Annotated in this window: 15 protein-coding genes; 14 read left to right on the forward strand and 1 reads right to left on the reverse strand. The window is 64.5% G+C overall.

Annotated features, from left to right (window positions below; genetic code table 11):
- Nucleotides 1-2: 2 nt before the first annotated feature.
- The 14 genes from nuoF to mtnK all read left to right on the forward strand — a co-directional run bounded on the left by nuoF (nt 3) and on the right by mtnK (nt 15751).
- Nucleotides 3-1328: an NADH-quinone oxidoreductase subunit NuoF gene (nuoF, locus tag QX039_RS09975; RefSeq protein WP_315738269.1), complete on the forward strand. Its 1326-nt coding sequence runs from the start codon at nt 3-5 to the stop codon at nt 1326-1328.
- A 103-nt stretch (nt 1329-1431) separates the two neighbouring features.
- Entirely contained in the window at nt 1432-3501 is a 2070-nt protein-coding gene (gene nuoG, locus QX039_RS09980) for an NADH-quinone oxidoreductase subunit NuoG (RefSeq protein WP_315738268.1), read from the forward strand.
- Between the two features lie 10 nt (nt 3502-3511).
- Nucleotides 3512-4582 (forward strand): NADH-quinone oxidoreductase subunit NuoH, encoded by a 1071-nt coding sequence (gene nuoH / locus QX039_RS09985; RefSeq protein ID WP_315738267.1) that lies wholly within the window; start codon nt 3512-3514, stop codon nt 4580-4582.
- Between the two features lie 7 nt (nt 4583-4589).
- The gene (gene nuoI, locus QX039_RS09990) at nt 4590-5078 is read left to right on the forward strand and encodes an NADH-quinone oxidoreductase subunit NuoI (RefSeq protein ID WP_006611003.1); all 489 of its coding nucleotides are present in this window, start codon (nt 4590-4592) and stop codon (nt 5076-5078) included.
- A gap of 9 nt (nt 5079-5087) precedes the next feature.
- The gene (locus QX039_RS09995; protein WP_315738266.1) at nt 5088-5726 is read left to right on the forward strand and encodes an NADH-quinone oxidoreductase subunit J; all 639 of its coding nucleotides are present in this window, start codon (nt 5088-5090) and stop codon (nt 5724-5726) included.
- Nucleotides 5723-6031 (forward strand): NADH-quinone oxidoreductase subunit NuoK, encoded by a 309-nt coding sequence (gene nuoK / locus QX039_RS10000; RefSeq protein WP_284418728.1) that lies wholly within the window; start codon nt 5723-5725, stop codon nt 6029-6031. The genes QX039_RS09995 and nuoK overlap by 4 nt, the downstream gene beginning before the upstream one ends.
- 65 nt (nt 6032-6096) lie before the next feature.
- Nucleotides 6097-8169 carry an NADH-quinone oxidoreductase subunit L gene (gene nuoL, locus QX039_RS10005; RefSeq protein ID WP_315738265.1) on the forward strand — a complete coding sequence of 691 codons (2073 nt, stop codon included), beginning with the start codon at nt 6097-6099 and terminating at the stop codon, nt 8167-8169.
- Nucleotides 8166-9674: an NADH-quinone oxidoreductase subunit M gene (locus QX039_RS10010; RefSeq protein WP_315738264.1), complete on the forward strand. Its 1509-nt coding sequence runs from the start codon at nt 8166-8168 to the stop codon at nt 9672-9674. Before nuoL ends, QX039_RS10010 begins: the two co-directional genes overlap by 4 nt.
- A gap of 29 nt (nt 9675-9703) precedes the next feature.
- Entirely contained in the window at nt 9704-11131 is a 1428-nt protein-coding gene (gene nuoN, locus QX039_RS10015; protein ID WP_315738263.1) for an NADH-quinone oxidoreductase subunit NuoN, read from the forward strand.
- A complete protein-coding gene (locus tag QX039_RS10020; RefSeq protein WP_315738262.1) occupies nt 11132-11935 on the forward strand; it encodes a biotin--[acetyl-CoA-carboxylase] ligase in 804 nt (267 codons plus the stop codon).
- Nucleotides 11936-13606: a ribonuclease J gene (locus QX039_RS10025; RefSeq protein WP_315738261.1), complete on the forward strand. Its 1671-nt coding sequence runs from the start codon at nt 11936-11938 to the stop codon at nt 13604-13606.
- Between the two features lie 45 nt (nt 13607-13651).
- Nucleotides 13652-14056 carry a methylmalonyl-CoA epimerase gene (mce, locus tag QX039_RS10030; protein ID WP_315738260.1) on the forward strand — a complete coding sequence of 135 codons (405 nt, stop codon included), beginning with the start codon at nt 13652-13654 and terminating at the stop codon, nt 14054-14056.
- Between the two features lie 15 nt (nt 14057-14071).
- The gene (locus tag QX039_RS10035; RefSeq protein ID WP_315738259.1) at nt 14072-14347 is read left to right on the forward strand and encodes a DUF1467 family protein; all 276 of its coding nucleotides are present in this window, start codon (nt 14072-14074) and stop codon (nt 14345-14347) included.
- 102 nt (nt 14348-14449) lie between these two features.
- A complete protein-coding gene (mtnK, locus tag QX039_RS10040; RefSeq protein WP_315738258.1) occupies nt 14450-15751 on the forward strand; it encodes an S-methyl-5-thioribose kinase in 1302 nt (433 codons plus the stop codon).
- Between the two features lie 231 nt (nt 15752-15982).
- On the opposite strand, the gene QX039_RS10045 is transcribed toward mtnK, so the two are convergent.
- On the reverse strand, nt 15983-17020 hold the full coding sequence (locus QX039_RS10045) for an ABC transporter permease (protein ID WP_315738257.1): 1038 nt from the start codon (nt 17018-17020) through the stop codon (nt 15983-15985).
- Nucleotides 17021-17029 lie beyond the last annotated feature (9 nt).

Below are 17029 nucleotides of genomic sequence, written 5' to 3' on the forward strand. Positions count from 1 at the left end.
TCATGCTCGACGACAAGGACCGCATCTTCACCAACCTCTATGGCCTGCATGATTGGGGCCTCGAAGGCGCACGCCGGCGCGGCAGCTGGGATGGCACCAAGGCGCTGATCGAAAAAGGTCGCGACTGGATCATTAACGAGATGAAGGCCTCCGGCCTGCGCGGCCGCGGCGGCGCCGGCTTCCCGACCGGCCTGAAATGGTCGTTCATGCCGAAGGAATCGACCGACGGCCGGCCGAGCTACCTCGTGGTCAACGCCGACGAGTCCGAGCCCGGCACCTGCAAGGATCGCGAGATCATGCGGCATGATCCGCATCATCTCGTCGAGGGCTGTCTGCTCGCCAGCTTCGCGATGAATGCGCATGCCTGCTACATCTATGTGCGCGGCGAGTTCATCCGCGAGCGCGAGCGGCTGCAGGCGGCGATCGATCAGGCCTATGAGGCCAACCTGATCGGCAAGAACAACATCCATGGCTGGCCGTTCGATGTCTACGTCGCCCACGGCGCCGGCGCCTATATCTGCGGCGAGGAGACCGCGCTGCTGGAGAGCCTCGAGGGCAAGAAGGGCCAGCCGCGGCTGAAGCCGCCATTCCCGGCCAATGTCGGCCTCTATGGCTGCCCGACCACGGTCAACAACGTCGAGTCGATCGCGGTGGCGCCGACCATCCTGCGCCGCGGTGCGGCGTGGTTTGCCGGCATCGGCCGTCCGAACAATGTCGGCACAAAACTGTTCTGCATCTCCGGTCACGTCGAGCGGCCCTGCAACGTCGAAGAGGCGATGGGCATCCCGTTCCGCGAGCTGATCGAGAAGCATTGCGGCGGCATCCGTGGCGGCTGGGATAATCTGAAGGCGGTGATTCCGGGCGGCTCGTCGGTGCGCATGGTGCCGGCCGATCAGATCATCGACACGCCGATGGATTTCGACAGCCTGTCGAAGCTGCGCTCCGGTCTCGGCACCGCCGCCGTGATCGTGATGGACAAATCGACCGACCTGATCCGGGCGATCGCGCGCATCTCCTATTTCTACAAGCATGAGAGCTGCGGCCAGTGCACGCCGTGCCGCGAGGGCACCGGCTGGATGTGGCGCGTGCTGACCCGCATGGCCGAGGGCCGGGCGCACAAGCGCGAGATCGACATGCTGCTCGAGGTCACGAAGCAGATCGAGGGGCACACGATCTGTGCGCTGGGTGACGCCGCGGCGTGGCCGATCCAGGGCCTGATCACGCATTTCCGTCACGAGATCGAGGCGCGGATCGACCAGTATTCGCACAAGGCCGATGTTGACGACGTCGGCGTGCGCGATCCCGCGCACATGGTGGCGGCGGAGTAGGCGATGGCAGGCCGACCTGCCAGCAAGGTTTTCCTTCGCGCCTGTCGCGCCTTCACGGTGCGCGACGGCGCGGTGGCTCGTGGTTTGAGAGAGATGTGAGGCAATGACCAAGATCATCATCGATGGCAAAGAGATCGATGTGCCGCCGGAGTACACGCTGCTGCAGGCGTGCGAGGCGGCAGGCGCCGAGATCCCGCGCTTCTGCTATCATGAGCGGCTGTCGATCGCCGGCAACTGCCGGATGTGCCTCGTCGAGGTGAAGGGCGGACCGAAACCGGTCGCGAGCTGCGCCTGGGGCGTGCGCGATTGCCGGCCGGGCCCGAAGGGCGAGCCGCCGGAAATTTCGACCCGGTCGCCGATGGTCAAGAAGGCACGCGAAGGCGTGATGGAATTCCTTCTGATCAACCATCCGCTCGACTGCCCGATCTGCGACCAGGGCGGCGAGTGCGACCTGCAAGACCAGGCGATGGGCTATGGTGTCGACACCAGCCGCTTCGCCGAGAACAAGCGCGCGGTCGAGGACAAGTATCTCGGCGCGCTGGTCAAGACCTCGATGAACCGCTGCATCCAGTGCACGCGCTGCGTCCGCTTCTCGGCGGAGGTCTGCGGCGTGCCGGAGATGGGCGCGATCGGCCGTGGCGAGGACATGGAGATCACGACCTATCTCGAGCAGGCGCTGAGCTCGGAGCTGCAGGGCAATCTGGTCGACATCTGCCCGGTGGGCGCGCTGACCTCCAAGCCTTATGCGTTTGCGGCGCGTCCCTGGGAGCTCGGCAAGACGCAGTCGATCGACGTGATGGACGGCGTCGGTTCGGCGATCCGCGTCGACACCCGCGGCCGCGAGGTCATGCGCATCCTGCCGCGCATCAATGACTCCGTGAACGAGGAGTGGATCTCCGACAAGACGCGTCATGTCGTCGACGGCCTGCGCACGCAGCGGCTTGACCGTCCTTATGTTCGCGAGGATGGCAAGCTCCGCGCTGCATCCTGGCCGGAAGCGTTCAAGGCGATCGCGACCAAGCTGTCGCGCATCGATGGCAAGCGCGTCGGCGCCATCGCCGGCGATCTCGCCGCAGTCGAGGAGATGTACGCGCTCAAGGATCTGCTCGCAAAGCTCGGCTCGACCAACGTCGCGGTGCAGGGCGGTGACAGCTTCGATGCCAAGCTCGGCCGTGCGTCCTACCTGTTCAATCCGACCATCGCCGGCATCGAGCAGGCCGACGCGATCCTGATCGTCGGTGCCAATCCGCGCAAGGAAGCGGCTGTGCTCAACGCCCGCATCCGCAAGCGTTGGCGCTCCGGTCAGCTCAAGGTCGGCGTCGTCGGTCCCAAGGCCGATCTGACCTATGCGTACGAGCACATCGGCGCTGGCACCGACTCCCTGAGCGACGTCGCTGCCGGCAAGCATTCGTTCGCGACCACCTTCCGTAACGCCAAGAACCCGATCGTGCTGGTCGGCGCCGGCGCCGCAGCGCGCCACGACGGTGCGGCGATCCTGTCGCTGGCCGCCAAGATCGCGATGGACGTCAACGCCGTGCGCGACGACTGGAACGGTTTTGCCGTGCTGCACAATACGGCGTCGCGGGTCGGCGCCCTCGACATCGGCTTCAACGGCACCGGCCTCACGGCCGCGCAGATGACGACGTTCGGCACCATGGACGTGATGGTCCTGCTCGGCGCCGACGAGGTCGAGGTGCCCGAGGGCGTGTTCGTCGTCTACATCGGCACCCATGGCGACCGCGGCGCGCATCGCGCCGACGTCATCCTGCCGGGGGCGGCCTATACCGAGAAGTCGGGCCTCTACGTCAACACCGAGGGCCGAGTGCAGATGGCCGGCCGGGCGTCGTTCCCGCCGGGCGAGGCACGCGAGGACTGGGCGATCATCCGCGCGCTGTCCGACGTGCTCGGCAAGAAGCTTGGCTACGACTCGCTGGCCGCTCTGCGCGCTGCGATCATCAAGGCCGTGCCGCATCTTGGCCGCATCGACCAGATCGAGGCGGGCAAGATCGCCGACATCAAGACCCTGGCGGGCAAGGGCGGCAACCTTGAGAAGGCGCCGTTCAAGCCGCTGATCGACGACTTCTATCTCACCAACCCGATCGCGCGCGCATCGGCGGTCATGGCGGAATGCTCCCGCCTGGCCTCCGGGCAGATGCTGACGGCAGCGGAGTGAGCGTGACCTGATGGCTGATTTCTTTGCAAGCTCGTTCTGGACCGGCTTCCTCTGGCCGCTGATCGTCATGGTCGCGCAGAGCGTCCTGCTTCTGGTCGTGCTGCTGGTCGCGATTGCCTACATCCTGCTGGCCGACCGCAAGATCTGGGCGGCGGTGCAGATCCGCCGGGGTCCCAACGTGGTCGGGCCCTGGGGCCTGTTTCAGTCCTTCGCCGACCTGCTGAAGTTCGTGCTCAAGGAGCCGATCATTCCGGCCGGCGCCAACAAGGGCGTGTTCCTGCTGGCGCCGCTGGTCTCCTGCGTTTTGGCGCTGGCGGCCTGGGCGGTGATCCCGACCAATCTCGGCTGGGCGATCGCCGACATCAATGTCGGCATCCTCTTCATCTTCGCGATCTCGTCGCTGTCGATCTACGGCATCATCATGGCCGGCTGGTCGTCGAACTCGAAGTACCCGTTCCTGGCGGCGCTGCGCTCGGCGGCACAGATGGTGTCCTACGAGGTCTCGATCGGCTTCGTCATCATCACCGTGCTGCTCTGCGCCGGCACCCTGAACCTCTCGGCGGTGGTCGAGGCGCAGCATGCGCGCGGTCTCGCCAGCCTGATCGGCCTGCCGCAGCTGACGATCCTGAACTGGTACGTCTGGCCGCTGTTCCCGATGTTCGTCGTGTTCTACGTCTCGGCGCTGGCCGAGACCAACCGTCCGCCGTTCGATCTGGTGGAGGCGGAATCGGAACTCGTCGCCGGCTTCATGGTGGAATACGGCTCGACGCCGTACCTGCTGTTCATGCTCGGCGAGTATGTCGCGATCACCACGATGTGCGCGCTGGCGACGATCCTGTTTCTGGGCGGCTGGCTGCCGCCGATCGACCTGCCGCCGTTCAACTGGGTGCCGGGCGTCATCTGGTTCTCGCTCAAGCTGTTCTTCATGTTCTTCCTGATCGCGATGGCGAAAGCGATCGTGCCGCGTTACCGCTACGACCAGTTGATGCGTCTGGGCTGGAAAGTCTTCCTGCCGCTGTCGCTGGCCATGGTGGTGATCGTCGCGGGCGTGCTGCACTTCGCCGGCATCGCGCCGAAATGAGGCTGTCATGAACATTTCCGCCACCGCACGGTCGCTGCTGCTGCAGGAGTTCGTCTCCGCGTTCTTCCTCGCGATGCGTTACTTCTTTCAGCCCAAGCCGACCCTGAACTATCCGTTCGAGAAGGGCCCGATCTCGCCGCGCTTCCGCGGCGAGCACGCGCTGCGCCGCTATCCCAATGGCGAGGAGCGCTGCATTGCCTGCAAGCTCTGCGAGGCCGTCTGCCCTGCGCAGGCGATTACGATCGAGGCCGGCCCGCGTCGCAACGACGGCACCCGCCGCACGGTGCGCTACGACATCGACATGGTGAAATGCATCTATTGCGGCCTCTGCCAGGAGGCCTGTCCGGTCGACGCCATCGTCGAAGGACCGAACTTCGAGTTCGCGACCGAGACCCGCGAGGAGCTCTACTATGACAAGGCCAAGCTGCTCGCGAACGGCGACCGCTGGGAGCGCGAGATCTCCAAAGCCATCGCGCTCGACGCGCCGTACCGCTGAGGCCGTCCGATGATCCTTCCTGCGCTCTTCTTCTACCTGTTCGCGGCGGTCTGCGTGGCCTCCGCGGTGATGGTGATCGTCTCGAAGAACCCCGTTCATTCGGTGCTCTATCTGATCCTCGCCTTCGTCAACGCCTCCGGCCTGTTCGTGCTGATGGGAGCCGAATTCCTGGCGATGATCCTGGTCGTCGTCTATGTCGGCGCGGTCGCGGTGCTGTTCCTGTTCGTGATCATGATGCTCGACGTCGACTTCACGGAGCTCCGCGAGGGCTTCCTGCAGTACATGCCGATTGGCCTCGTCATCGGCGGCATCTTCCTGTTCGAGCTGCTGCTGACGGTGTCGTATTGGGTCATCAACCCGACGGCGCCGAAGGCGATCACCGCGGCGATCCCGACCAACGTCACCAACACCGAGGCGCTCGGCCTCGTGCTCTATACGAAATACATCCATTACTTCCAGCTGTCGGGCATGATCCTGCTGGTGGCGATGATCGGCGCGATCGTGCTGACCCTGCGCCACAAGGCGAGCGTCAAGCGCCAGGACATCAACGTCCAGAACGCGCGCACGCCCGAGATGGCGATGGCCGTCCGCAAGGTTGCGGTCGGGCAGGGGCTGCAGGATACGGACGCCGCGGAGTGGGTGAAATGACCATCGGACTGGGACATTACCTCGCCGTCGCCGCGATGCTGTTCACGCTCGGCATCCTCGGCATCTTCCTGAACCGCAAGAACATCATCGTCATCCTGATGTCGATCGAGCTGATCCTGCTCGCGGTGAACATCAACCTGGTGGCGTTCTCCACCTTCCTCGGCGACATCGTAGGGCAGGTGTTCGCGCTGCTGGTTCTGACCGTTGCGGCGGCGGAAGCCGCGATCGGCCTCGCCGTGCTGGTGGTCTACTTCCGCAACCGCGGCTCGATTGCGGTTGAAGACGTCAATCTGATGAAGGGCTAAGGGCGCATGATCCGCACAGATGGGGGCCGGCTTGCCGGCAAGGTCATGCGTAAGGGGACGGGCGAATGATCCAGGCCATTGTCTTTCTGCCGCTGCTCGGCGCGATCCTGGCCGGCCTGATCGCGCTGCTGGGGGCGCATGGACGCCATCCGAGCGGCGATGTGGTTGAGCATCATCACGACGACGACCATCACCACGGCGCCGCCGACGCGCAGGCACATGACGATCACGGTCATGGGCACGATGACCATCATGTCGCCGAGCCGCCCGCGGCCGGCACCTGGGCCGCGCAGGTGATCACGACGGCGCTGTTGTTCGTGTCGGCTGGCCTATCCTGGGCGATGCTGATCAGCGTCGGCTTCATGCATCATGAGGCCGGGGTCAAGGAGCTGCTGCCCTGGATCAATTCCGGCGAGCTGCAGGTCTCCTGGGCGCTGCGCGTCGATACGCTGACGGCGGTGATGCTCGTCGTCGTGACCAGCGTGTCCTCGCTCGTGCATCTCTATTCGATCGGCTACATGGACGAGGATCCGAACCGTCCGCGCTTCTTCGCCTATCTCAGCCTGTTCACCTTCGCGATGCTGATGCTGGTGACGGCGAACAACCTCGTGCAGCTGTTCTTCGGCTGGGAGGGCGTCGGTCTCGCCAGCTACCTGCTGATCGGCTTCTGGTTCCAGAAGCCGTCGGCCAACGCTGCCGCCATCAAGGCCTTCGTCGTCAACCGCGTCGGCGATTTCGGCTTCGCGCTCGGCATCTTCGCCGTGTTCCTGCTGGCGAAGTCGACCGACTTCGAAACCATCTTCGCCGCAGCGCCAAGCTTCGCCGGCAAGACCATCAACTTCCTCGGCTGGAATGCCGACGCGCTGACGCTGACCTGCCTGCTGCTGTTCATGGGTGCGATGGGCAAGTCGGCGCAGTTCCTGCTGCACACCTGGCTGCCGGACGCGATGGAAGGTCCGACCCCGGTCTCGGCGCTGATCCACGCCGCGACCATGGTCACCGCCGGCGTGTTCATGGTGGCGCGCCTGTCGCCGCTGTTCGAGCTCGCGCCCAATGCGCAGGCCGTGGTGATGTTCTTCGGCGCCACAACCGCGTTCTTCGCCGCGACCGTCGGCCTCGTGCAGAACGACATCAAGCGCATCGTCGCGTACTCGACCTGCTCACAGCTCGGCTACATGTTCGTGGCGATGGGAGCAGGGGCCTACTCGGTCGGCATGTTCCACCTGTTCACGCACGCCTTCTTCAAGGCGTTGCTGTTCTTAGGGTCAGGCTCGGTGATCTACGCGATGCACCACGAGCAGGACATCCGCAACATGGGCGGCCTGTGGCGCAAGATCCCATACACCTTCGCGGTGATGACGGTCGGCACCCTGGCGCTCACCGGCTTCCCCGGCTTCGCAGGCTTCTTCTCCAAGGACGCGATCATCGAGGCTGCGTACGCCGCACACAATCCGTTTGCGACCTACGCGTATTTCCTCACCATTGTCGCCGCCGGCCTGACCTCGTTCTATTCCTGGCGCCTGGTGTTCAAGACCTTCTTCGGCACGCCGCACGACCAGCACCACTACGATGCCGCACATGAGAGCCCGATCTGGATGCTGATCCCGATCGGCGTGCTCGCGGCAGGCTCGATCCTGGCCGGCCTCCCGTTCAAGGGCGTGTTCACCGATCCCCATGGTGTCGAGCACTTCTTCGGCGAGTCGCTGAAGATGAACCCGCACATCCTGGAGGACATGGAGCATATGCCGTTCTGGCTCGCTCAACTGCCGTTCATCATGATGGTGCTGGGCTTTGCGGTCTCCTACTTCTTCTACATTAGTCGTCCGGACATCCCGGAGGAGCTGGCGGCCCAGCAGCCGCTGCTCTACAAGTTCCTGCTCAACAAGTGGTACTTCGACGAGCTGTATGACGTGATCTTCGTCCGTCCTGCGAAGTGGCTCGGCCGCTTCCTCTGGAAGAAGGGCGACGGCTTCGTCATCGACGGGTTCGGTCCGGATGGTGTCTCGGCGCGGGTGCTCGACATCACGCGCAACGTCGTCAAGATCCAGACCGGATATCTCTATCATTATGCCTTTGCCATGCTGATCGGCGTCGCCGGCCTGATCACCTGGTTCATGTTCATGGGGGGCCAGCAATGACCACCTGGCCAATTCTCTCTGTCGTCACCTTCCTGCCCATCGTCGGCGCGCTGCTGATCTATCTGGTGCGCGGCGACGACGAGGCGGCCCGGCGCAACGCGCGCTGGATCGCGCTGTGGACCACGCTGATCACCTTCGCGGTGTCGGTGATCCTGGTGCTGCGCTTCGATCCGGCACAGACCGACTTCCAATTCGTCGAGAAGTCGAACTGGCTGGCGGCCGGCATCAGCTATCACATGGGCGTCGACGGCATCTCGCTGCCGTTCGTGATCCTGACCACCGCTTTGATGCCGTTCTGCATCATCGCGAGCTGGAAGTCGGTCACCAACCGGCTGCGCGAATACATGATGGCGTTCCTGATCCTGGAAACGCTGATGGTTGGCACGTTCTCCGCGCTCGACCTCGTTCTGTTCTATCTGTTCTTCGAGGGCGGCCTGATTCCGATGTTCCTGATCATCGGGGTCTGGGGCGGTCCGCGCCGGGTCTACGCCTCGTTCAAGTTCTTCCTCTACACGCTGCTTGGCTCGGTGCTGATGCTGCTCGCCATCATGGCGCTGTACTGGAACGCCGGCACGACCGACATTCCGACCTTGATGCATACGGCGGTGCCGCGCTCCTTGCAGACCTGGGCATGGCTTGCCTTCTTCGCCTCCTTCGCGGTGAAGATGCCGATGTGGCCGGTTCACACCTGGCTGCCGGATGCGCACGTCGAGGCGCCCACCGCGGGCTCGGTGATTCTCGCCGCGATCCTGCTGAAGATGGGCGGCTACGGCTTCCTGCGCTTCTCGCTGCCGATGTTTCCGCTGGCGTCGCACGACTTCGCGCCGCTGGTCTTTACGCTCTCGGCGATCGCGATCATCTACACCTCGCTGGTCGCGCTGATGCAGGAGGACATCAAGAAGCTCATTGCCTATTCGTCGGTGGCGCATATGGGCTTCGTCACGATGGGCATCTTCGCCGGCACCATGCAGGGCGTGGCCGGGGGCGTGTTCCAGATGATCTCCCACGGCATCGTCTCGGGCGCGCTGTTCCTCTGCGTCGGTATCGTCTACGACCGGATGCACACCCGCGAGATCGCGGCCTATGGCGGCCTCGTCAACCGGATGCCGGTCTATGCGCTGGTGTTCATGGTGTTCACCATGGCCAATGTCGGCCTGCCCGGCACCTCCGGCTTCGTCGGCGAGTTCATGACCCTGCTCGGCACTTTCAAGGTGTCGATCCCGACCGCGTTCTTCGCGACCTTCGGCGTCATCCTCTCGGCGGCCTACGCGCTGTGGCTCTACCGCAAGGTGGTGTTCGGTGCGCTGACCAAGCCGTCGCTGGCCAGCATCAAGGATCTCACCCTGCGTGAGGGCGTGATCCTGTTTCCGCTGGTGGCGCTGACCATCCTGTTCGGCGTTTATCCGAAGCCGATCCTCGATATGTCGGCGGCGTCGGTGCAGCAGCTCGTCAACAACTACAATACCGCCGTGACGGCCGTGAAGGCCGCCGCGCTGCTCCAATGATGAGACCTTGAGGGGTCGGGACACAGACGATGATCGAGAATCTTGGGCCTCAGCTTTGGGTGGTGTTGCCGGAGCTGCTGTTGGCCGTGGGGGCCATGGCGCTGTTGATGCTGGGCGCGTTTCGCGGACAGGGGACGACGGGGCTCGTCACCTGGCTGGCGGTCGCTCTGCTGATCGTGGTCGGCATCCTGGTGCTCGGGCAGCCGGGCGGCCAGGCGTTCGGCGGCAGCTTCATCGCTGACAGCTACGCGCGCTTCCTGAAGATCCTAGCGCTGATCGGCTCGATCGCGACGCTGATCATGTCGGTCGAATTCCTGTCGGCGCCGGACCGCCGCATCTTCGAATATGCGATCCTGGTGCTGCTCTCGACCTTGGGCATGCTGGTGCTGATCTCGGCCGGCGACCTGATCACGCTCTACCTCGGTCTCGAGCTGATGTCGCTCGCGCTCTACGTTGTCGCGGCCAGCCATCGTGACAACGTCAAGTCGACAGAGGCTGGCCTGAAGTACTTCGTGCTGGGCGCGCTGTCCTCCGGCATGCTGCTGTACGGTGCATCGCTCATCTACGGCTTTACCGGAACGGTGAGCTTTGCCGGGATCGCGGCGGCCACGAAGGCCGGCAGCGTCGGCATCATATTTGGCCTGGTGTTCCTGTTTGCCGGCATGTGCTTCAAGATCTCGGCGGTGCCGTTCCACATGTGGACGCCGGACGTCTATGAAGGCGCGCCGACGCCGGTGACGGCGTTCTTCGCCTCCGCGCCCAAGGTGGCGGCGATGGCCGTGTTCGCGCGCGTCGCGCTGACCGCATTCCCCGCCATCACCTTCCAATGGCAGCAGATCATCGTGTTCGTCTCGATCGCCTCGATGGCGCTCGGCTCGTTCGCCGCGATCGGCCAGACCAACATCAAGCGCCTGATGGCCTATTCGTCGATCGGCCACATGGGCTTCGCGCTGGTCGGTCTCGCCGCCGGTACGGTCGAGGGCGCGCAGGGCGTGCTGACCTACATCGCGATCTACGTCGCGATGACGCTCGGCTCCTTCGCCGTGATCATGGCGATCAAGCGCAACGGCCAGTCGTTCGAGAAGATCAGCGATTTTTCGGGACTTTCGCGCACCAATCCGCTGCTCGCCTTCTTCTTCGCGATGCTGCTGTTCTCGCTGGCCGGCGTTCCTCCGCTCGCGGGCTTCTTCGCCAAATGGTACGTGTTCGTCGCCGCGATCAAGGGCGGGCTGTTCACACTGTCGGTGATCGGCGTCCTTACCAGCGTGGTCGGCGCCTACTATTATCTGCTGATCGTCAAGACGATGTATTTCGACGAGCCGCTGCCGACGCTCGATCCCGTCAGGATCGAGCTGCGCACCGTGCTCGCGATCTCCGGCATCTTCAACATCCTGTTCTTCGCCTATCCCGGCCCGCTCGTCAGCGCGGCCGCGGCCGCGGCGAAATCGCTGTTCTAGATGACGTTTGCGCTAGGGTCCCAGGCCGCCAAGGCTGGCTACGGACTCGTCACGTTCGACCAGACCGGCTCGACCAATGTCGAGGCGCTGAAGTCAGCCCGAGAGGGCGGCAGGGCGCCATGCTGGTTCGTCACATCGGAGCAGACGGCCGGGCGCGGCCGGCGCCAGCGTCCGTGGATCGCCCCGCGTGGCAATCTGGCCTCGAGCGTGCTGGAAGTGCTGAACGTGGCTCCTGCGATCGCAGCCACACTCGGCTTTGCCGCAGGCCTCTCCATCGAGAGCGCGTTGCGCCAGGTGAGCATCGAGGCTGCGCTGCGGTCCGGAGCACACGCGTCATTTGCGCTGAAATGGCCGAACGACGTTCTCGCTGACGGCCGCAAGATCGTCGGCATGCTGCTCGAGGCGGAGCAGGTGGCTGGCGGATTGGCGGTGGTTGTCGGCATCGGAACCAACGTGGTGGCGGCGCCGCCGGATACCCCGACTCCGGCGGTATCGTTGGCGGACCTCGGCATCCAGGTGACCGCCGAGGATCTGTTCTCGGCGCTGTCGGATGCCTGGGTCGAATATTTCGGCATCTGGAACGAGGGGCGGGGCTTCGGTGATATCCGCAGGCTCTGGCTGGAGCGGGCGGCAGGCCTCGGCCAGCCGGTCGCCATCAGGTCCGGACATGCTATCATCGAGGGGATTTTCGACACGATCGACGAACAGGGTTGTATGCTGGTGCGGACCGCGGAGGGACGATTGGAGCCGATCACGGCCGGTGATGTTCATTTCGGCTCGGTCGCATCCAAAGGAGCGGTCTAGATGGCACGTCCCGACGAACTGACATTTGCGCCGCTCGGAGGTGTCGGCGAGATCGGCATGAACCTGTCGATCTACGGGCTCGGCAATCGCCACCAGCGCTCGTGGCTCGCGATCGATCTTGGCGTCTCCTTCGGCGATGAGGAGCATCTGCCGGGCATCGACCTGATCATGCCCGACGTCGCCTTCCTGGAGAAGGAGCGCAACAACCTGGTCGGCCTCGTGCTGACCCACGCGCATGAGGACCATTTCGGCGCCATCATCGATCTGTGGCCGCGGCTGAAATGCCCGATCTACGCGACCAAGTTCAGCGCCGCGCTGTTCGAGGCCAAGTGTGAGGCTGAGCGCCTCCCGGCCAAGATCCCGGTCAAGGTGATCCCCTCCGGCGGCCGCGTCGACATCGGTCCTTTCAACGTCGAGTTCATTCCGGTCGCGCATTCGATCCCTGAATCGCACGCGCTGGCGATCCACACCGAGGTCGGCACCGTCCTGCACACCGGTGACTGGAAGATCGATCCGACGCCGGTGTTGGGCGCGCCGACGGATGAGAAGCGGCTGCGCGAGCTCGGCGACGCCGGACTTCTCGCCTTGATCGGGGATTCCACCAACGCGGTGCGCGAGGGACGCTCGCCGTCGGAGGCCGAGGTTGCCAAGACGATTACGACCCTGGTCAAGGAGGCGCGCGGCCGCGTGGCCGTGACCACCTTCGCCTCCAACGTCGCGCGTATCCGCGCCGTCGCCGAAGCGGCGCGCGCGGCCGAGCGCGAGGTCGTCATCGTCGGCCGCGCCATGGAGCGCGTGGTCCAGGTCGCGCGCGAGACCGGTTATCTCGATGGCGTGCAGAACTTCCGCGGCATGGACCTCTACGGGCACTTTCCGGCCGACAAGGTGCTGGCGCTGTGCACGGGCAGCCAGGGCGAGCCGCGCGCCGCGCTCTCGCGCATCGCCAATGACGATCATCCGCTGGTCACCTTGAACAAGGGCGACACTGTCATCTTCTCGTCGCGCACCATCCCCGGCAACGAGAAGGCGGTCGGCGCCGTCATCAACGGGCTGGTGCAGCAGGGTATCGAGATCATCACCGACCGCAATCATCTGGTTCATGTCTCCGGCCATCCGCGCCGCGACGAGCTGCGCGACATGATCGCGTGGACGCGGCCGCAGCTCCTGATCCCCGTCCATGGCGAGGCGCTGCATCTCCACGAGCATGCGAGGCTGGCGCGCGCCTGCGGCGTGCCCAAGGTGATCACCTGCCGCAACGGCGATCTCGTCAAGCTCGGTCCCGGCGATCCCGGAATCATCGACCAGCTGCCGGCAGGGCGCCTCTACAAGGACGGCAGCATCGTCGAGGATTCGAAGTCGCGCGCCGTGGTCGAGCGTCGCAAGATGGCCTTTGCCGGCTGCATCTTCGTGGCGCTCGCCATCACCGAGAAGGGCGAGCTGGCCGACGATCCGGAAGTCGACATGGTCGGCATCCCCGAGAAGAATGCGGCGGGCGAGGAGATGGACGACATCGTCTTCGATGCTGTCGTCTCGACCTTCGAAGGTCTGCCGCGGGCGCGTCGGCGCGATCCGGACGCAGCGGCAGAATCCGTGCGGCGGGCGGTGCGTTCGGCGGTCAATGAGCAATGGGGCAAGAAGCCGATCTGTCTGGTTCACGTCCTGGAAGTCTGACGCAGGCCGATCAAACGGCGGTTCAAAAGAAAAGTGGAGGATGTCATGCTGGGCCGGCTCAACCACGTCGCCATCGCGGTCAAGGACGCCGAAAAGGCCGCCAAGATCTACGGCGCGGCGTTCGGCGCCGAGATATCCCCAGCCGTCCCGTTGCCTGAGCACGGCGTGATCACCGTGTTCGTGACCCTGCCCAATACCAAGATCGAGTTCATTCAGCCGCTGGGCGAAGCGTCGCCGATCGCGAAGTTTCTCGAGCGCAATGCGGATGGCGGCATCCATCACGTCTGCTACGAGGTGGCCGACATCATCGCCTCGCGCGACACGCTGATCAAGGAGGGCGCCCGCGTGCTCGGCGACGGCCAGCCGAAGATCGGCGCCCATGGCAAGCCGGTGCTGTTCCTGCATCCGAAGGATTTTTCCGGCGCGCTCGTCGAGATCGAGCAGGCCTGAGGCAGCGGGGCGATCATGGCCTATACGATCTCTACCTGGCTCGCGATCTACTTCGTGCTGTGGTGGGTCATGCTGTTCGTGACCCTGCCGTTCGGCGTGCGCAGCCAGCACGAGACGGGCGGCGGCTCGCCCGGCACCGATCCCGGGGCGCCGACCATCAGCCTGATGGGACGCCGCCTGATCTGGACGACGCTGCTGTCGGCGGTCGTGTTCGGCCTGGCACTCGTGGCCTATCAGGCCGGGTATCTCAGCATCGAGCGACTGTCGCGGCTGATGGGGATTCCGTTCTAGCTGCCGCTCGCATCGCACAACGTTCTCTCGAAGCCGATGCGCGGACGCGCGTCGGCTTTTTTGCTATAGGAGGTCAAAACAAGTTCGATAGGGAGGTTGCGCGTGACGACATCGGCCGAGGCCCGGAACGGGACGCCATCGGGCTATCGCATTCTGAACGAGACTGATCTTCGAAACTATCTCGCGGGGATCCCTTCAGTTGCAGGGCAACTCGGCGGACCGGCCGAGCGCTGGTCGATCACCGAGGTCGGCGATGGCAACCTCAATCTCGTCTTCATCGTCAAGGGATCGTCCGGCGGACTCGCGGTGAAGCAGGCGCTGCCTTACGTGCGGCTGGTCGGCGAGAGCTGGCCGCTGCCGCTGTCACGCGCCCACTATGAGCATCTGGCGCTGACGCATCAGAACCGCCTTGCCCCGGGCCTCGTGCCGGCCATCGTTCATCATGATCCGGCGCTGGCGCTGACGGCGATGGAGCTGCTGGAGCCGCACATCATCATGCGCAAGGGGCTGGTCGCGGGCACGATCTATGCGGCCTTCGTCGATCACATCACGACCTTCATGGCGCGGACGCTGTTCTTCTCGTCCGACCTCGCGCTGTCTGCCGCCGCGAAGAAGGAGGCGATCGCGAGCTTTGCCGGCAATCATGCGCTGTGCAAGATCACGGAGGACCTGATCTTCACCGATCCCTATCGGATCGCTGAGCAGAACCGCTGGACCTCACCATGGCTCGACGCGACCGCGGCCGACATTCGTGCCGATCTCGATCTTCATGTCGCGGTCTCCCGGCTGAAGCTGAAGTTCTTGTCGAGCGCCGAGGCGCTGATCCATGGCGACCTGCACACCGGATCGATCATGGTCACTGAGACTGAGACCCGGGTGATCGATCCGGAATTCGCCTTCTACGGCCCGATGGGCTTCGACGTCGGTGCTGTCCTGGCCAACTTGTTGATGGCCTATTTTGCGTCGGCCGGACACGAGCGCGCGCCCGCCGACAGGGCGGCATTCGAGGGCTGGGTGCTGATCACCGTGGACCAGGTGTGGAGCGCGTTCGCGGGCAAGTTCCTGGCGCTGTGGCGCAGCGAGGCCATCGGCGATGCCTATCCGCTCTCGCTGTTTCCCGGTGAAGCAGGAACTGCGCGGCTTGAGGCCGAACGTCAGGCCTTCATGGCGCGCCTGTTCCAGGATGCCGTCGGATTTGCAGCCGCGAAGATCATCCGTCGTATTCTCGGCCTGGCGCACAACATCGATTTCGAGCTGATCGAGGATGAGAAGCGGCGCGCGACCTGCGAGGCGCGGGCATTGCGCTTGGCCCGAACGCTGATGGTGGAGACGGCATCGTTCACGTCGATCGAGGCCGTGACACGCGCCGCGCGCGAGCTGCGTCACTGGCAGCCTGGTTTTTGATTCACGGGGTCAACGTCATTGCGAGGAGCAAAGCGACGAAGCAATCCAGAATCTTCGCAAGCCTCTGGAATGCTTCGCTTCGCTCGCAATGACGGAAACAGATGCGTAGGGTGGGCAAAGGCACACGGCGACGGTCTGTCGTCGTTTGCACTGTCAGATCGCGCCGTGCCCACCATGTCTCACGTGCCACGTAGCTCGATGGTGGGCACGCGACCGCCCTACGACACACGCTCAATCCGCCGCCTTGGCGCGCAGCCGCTGCGCGTAGACGTTGATCACCAGCGCGGCGAGCAGGATCAGGCCGCGGATCAGAATCTTCAGGAAGCTGTCGATGTTGACGTGGTCGAGGCCGTTGTTGAGCACGCCGAGCACGAACAGGCCGACGATGGTGTTGCCGATGCCGCCGCGGCCGCCGAACAGGCTGGTGCCGCCGACCACAACGGCGGCGATCGAATCCAGCAGGTAGGTGTCGAACTCGTTCTGCTGCGCGCTGCCGAAATGCGCCACGCCGAGCATGCCGCCGATCCCCGAGCAGACGGCCGAGATCACCATGACGCTGCCGAGGATCAGCTTGACGTTCAGCCCCGAATATTCCGCCGCCTCGCGGTTGCCGCCGACCATGTAGACGTAGCGGCCGAACCGCGTGTAGGTCAGCACGAGGTGACCGAGCAACAGCATCAGGGCGGCCACGATCACGATCCAGGGCACGCCCGCGACGGAGCCGGAGCCGAGCGTCGTGATGATGGGCGGCACCTTGTAGGCGATCTGGCCGCGCACCAGCATGGCCGAAATGCCTGCGGCGATCTGCATCATCGCGAGCGTCATGATGAAGGAGGGAATGCCGATCACGGTCAGGCCGAAGGCGTTGACCACGCCAAGCAGCGCGCACAGCGCCAGCGCGAGCAGGATGGCGGCAAAGCCGGGCATCGGCAAATTGGCGATGTTGACGTAGGACTCCTGCAAGGTGAAATAGGCCACCGCGATGCCGGTCACGTTCGCGATGGCAGCGATCGACAGGTCGATCTCGGCGCACAGGATCACGAAGGTCAGTCCGACCGCGATGATGCCGGTCACCGACACCTGGGTCAGGATGTTGCCGACATTGTCGAGCGTGGCGAAGGATGGACTCGCGATTGCGAAGAACGCGGTGAGGAAGATCAGCGTCAGGAATGGCGCGATGTTGCGCATCTGCGAGCGCAGCAGCGCTGCGACCCCGCCGGCGCGTCGCGGTTGCGCCTCCGGCATCGGAACGGTCTCGCCATGCGCCATGACAATCTC

It is taken from the genome of Bradyrhizobium sp. SZCCHNR1043 (genome assembly GCF_032489675.1).
GTDB lineage: Bacteria > Pseudomonadota > Alphaproteobacteria > Rhizobiales > Xanthobacteraceae > Bradyrhizobium.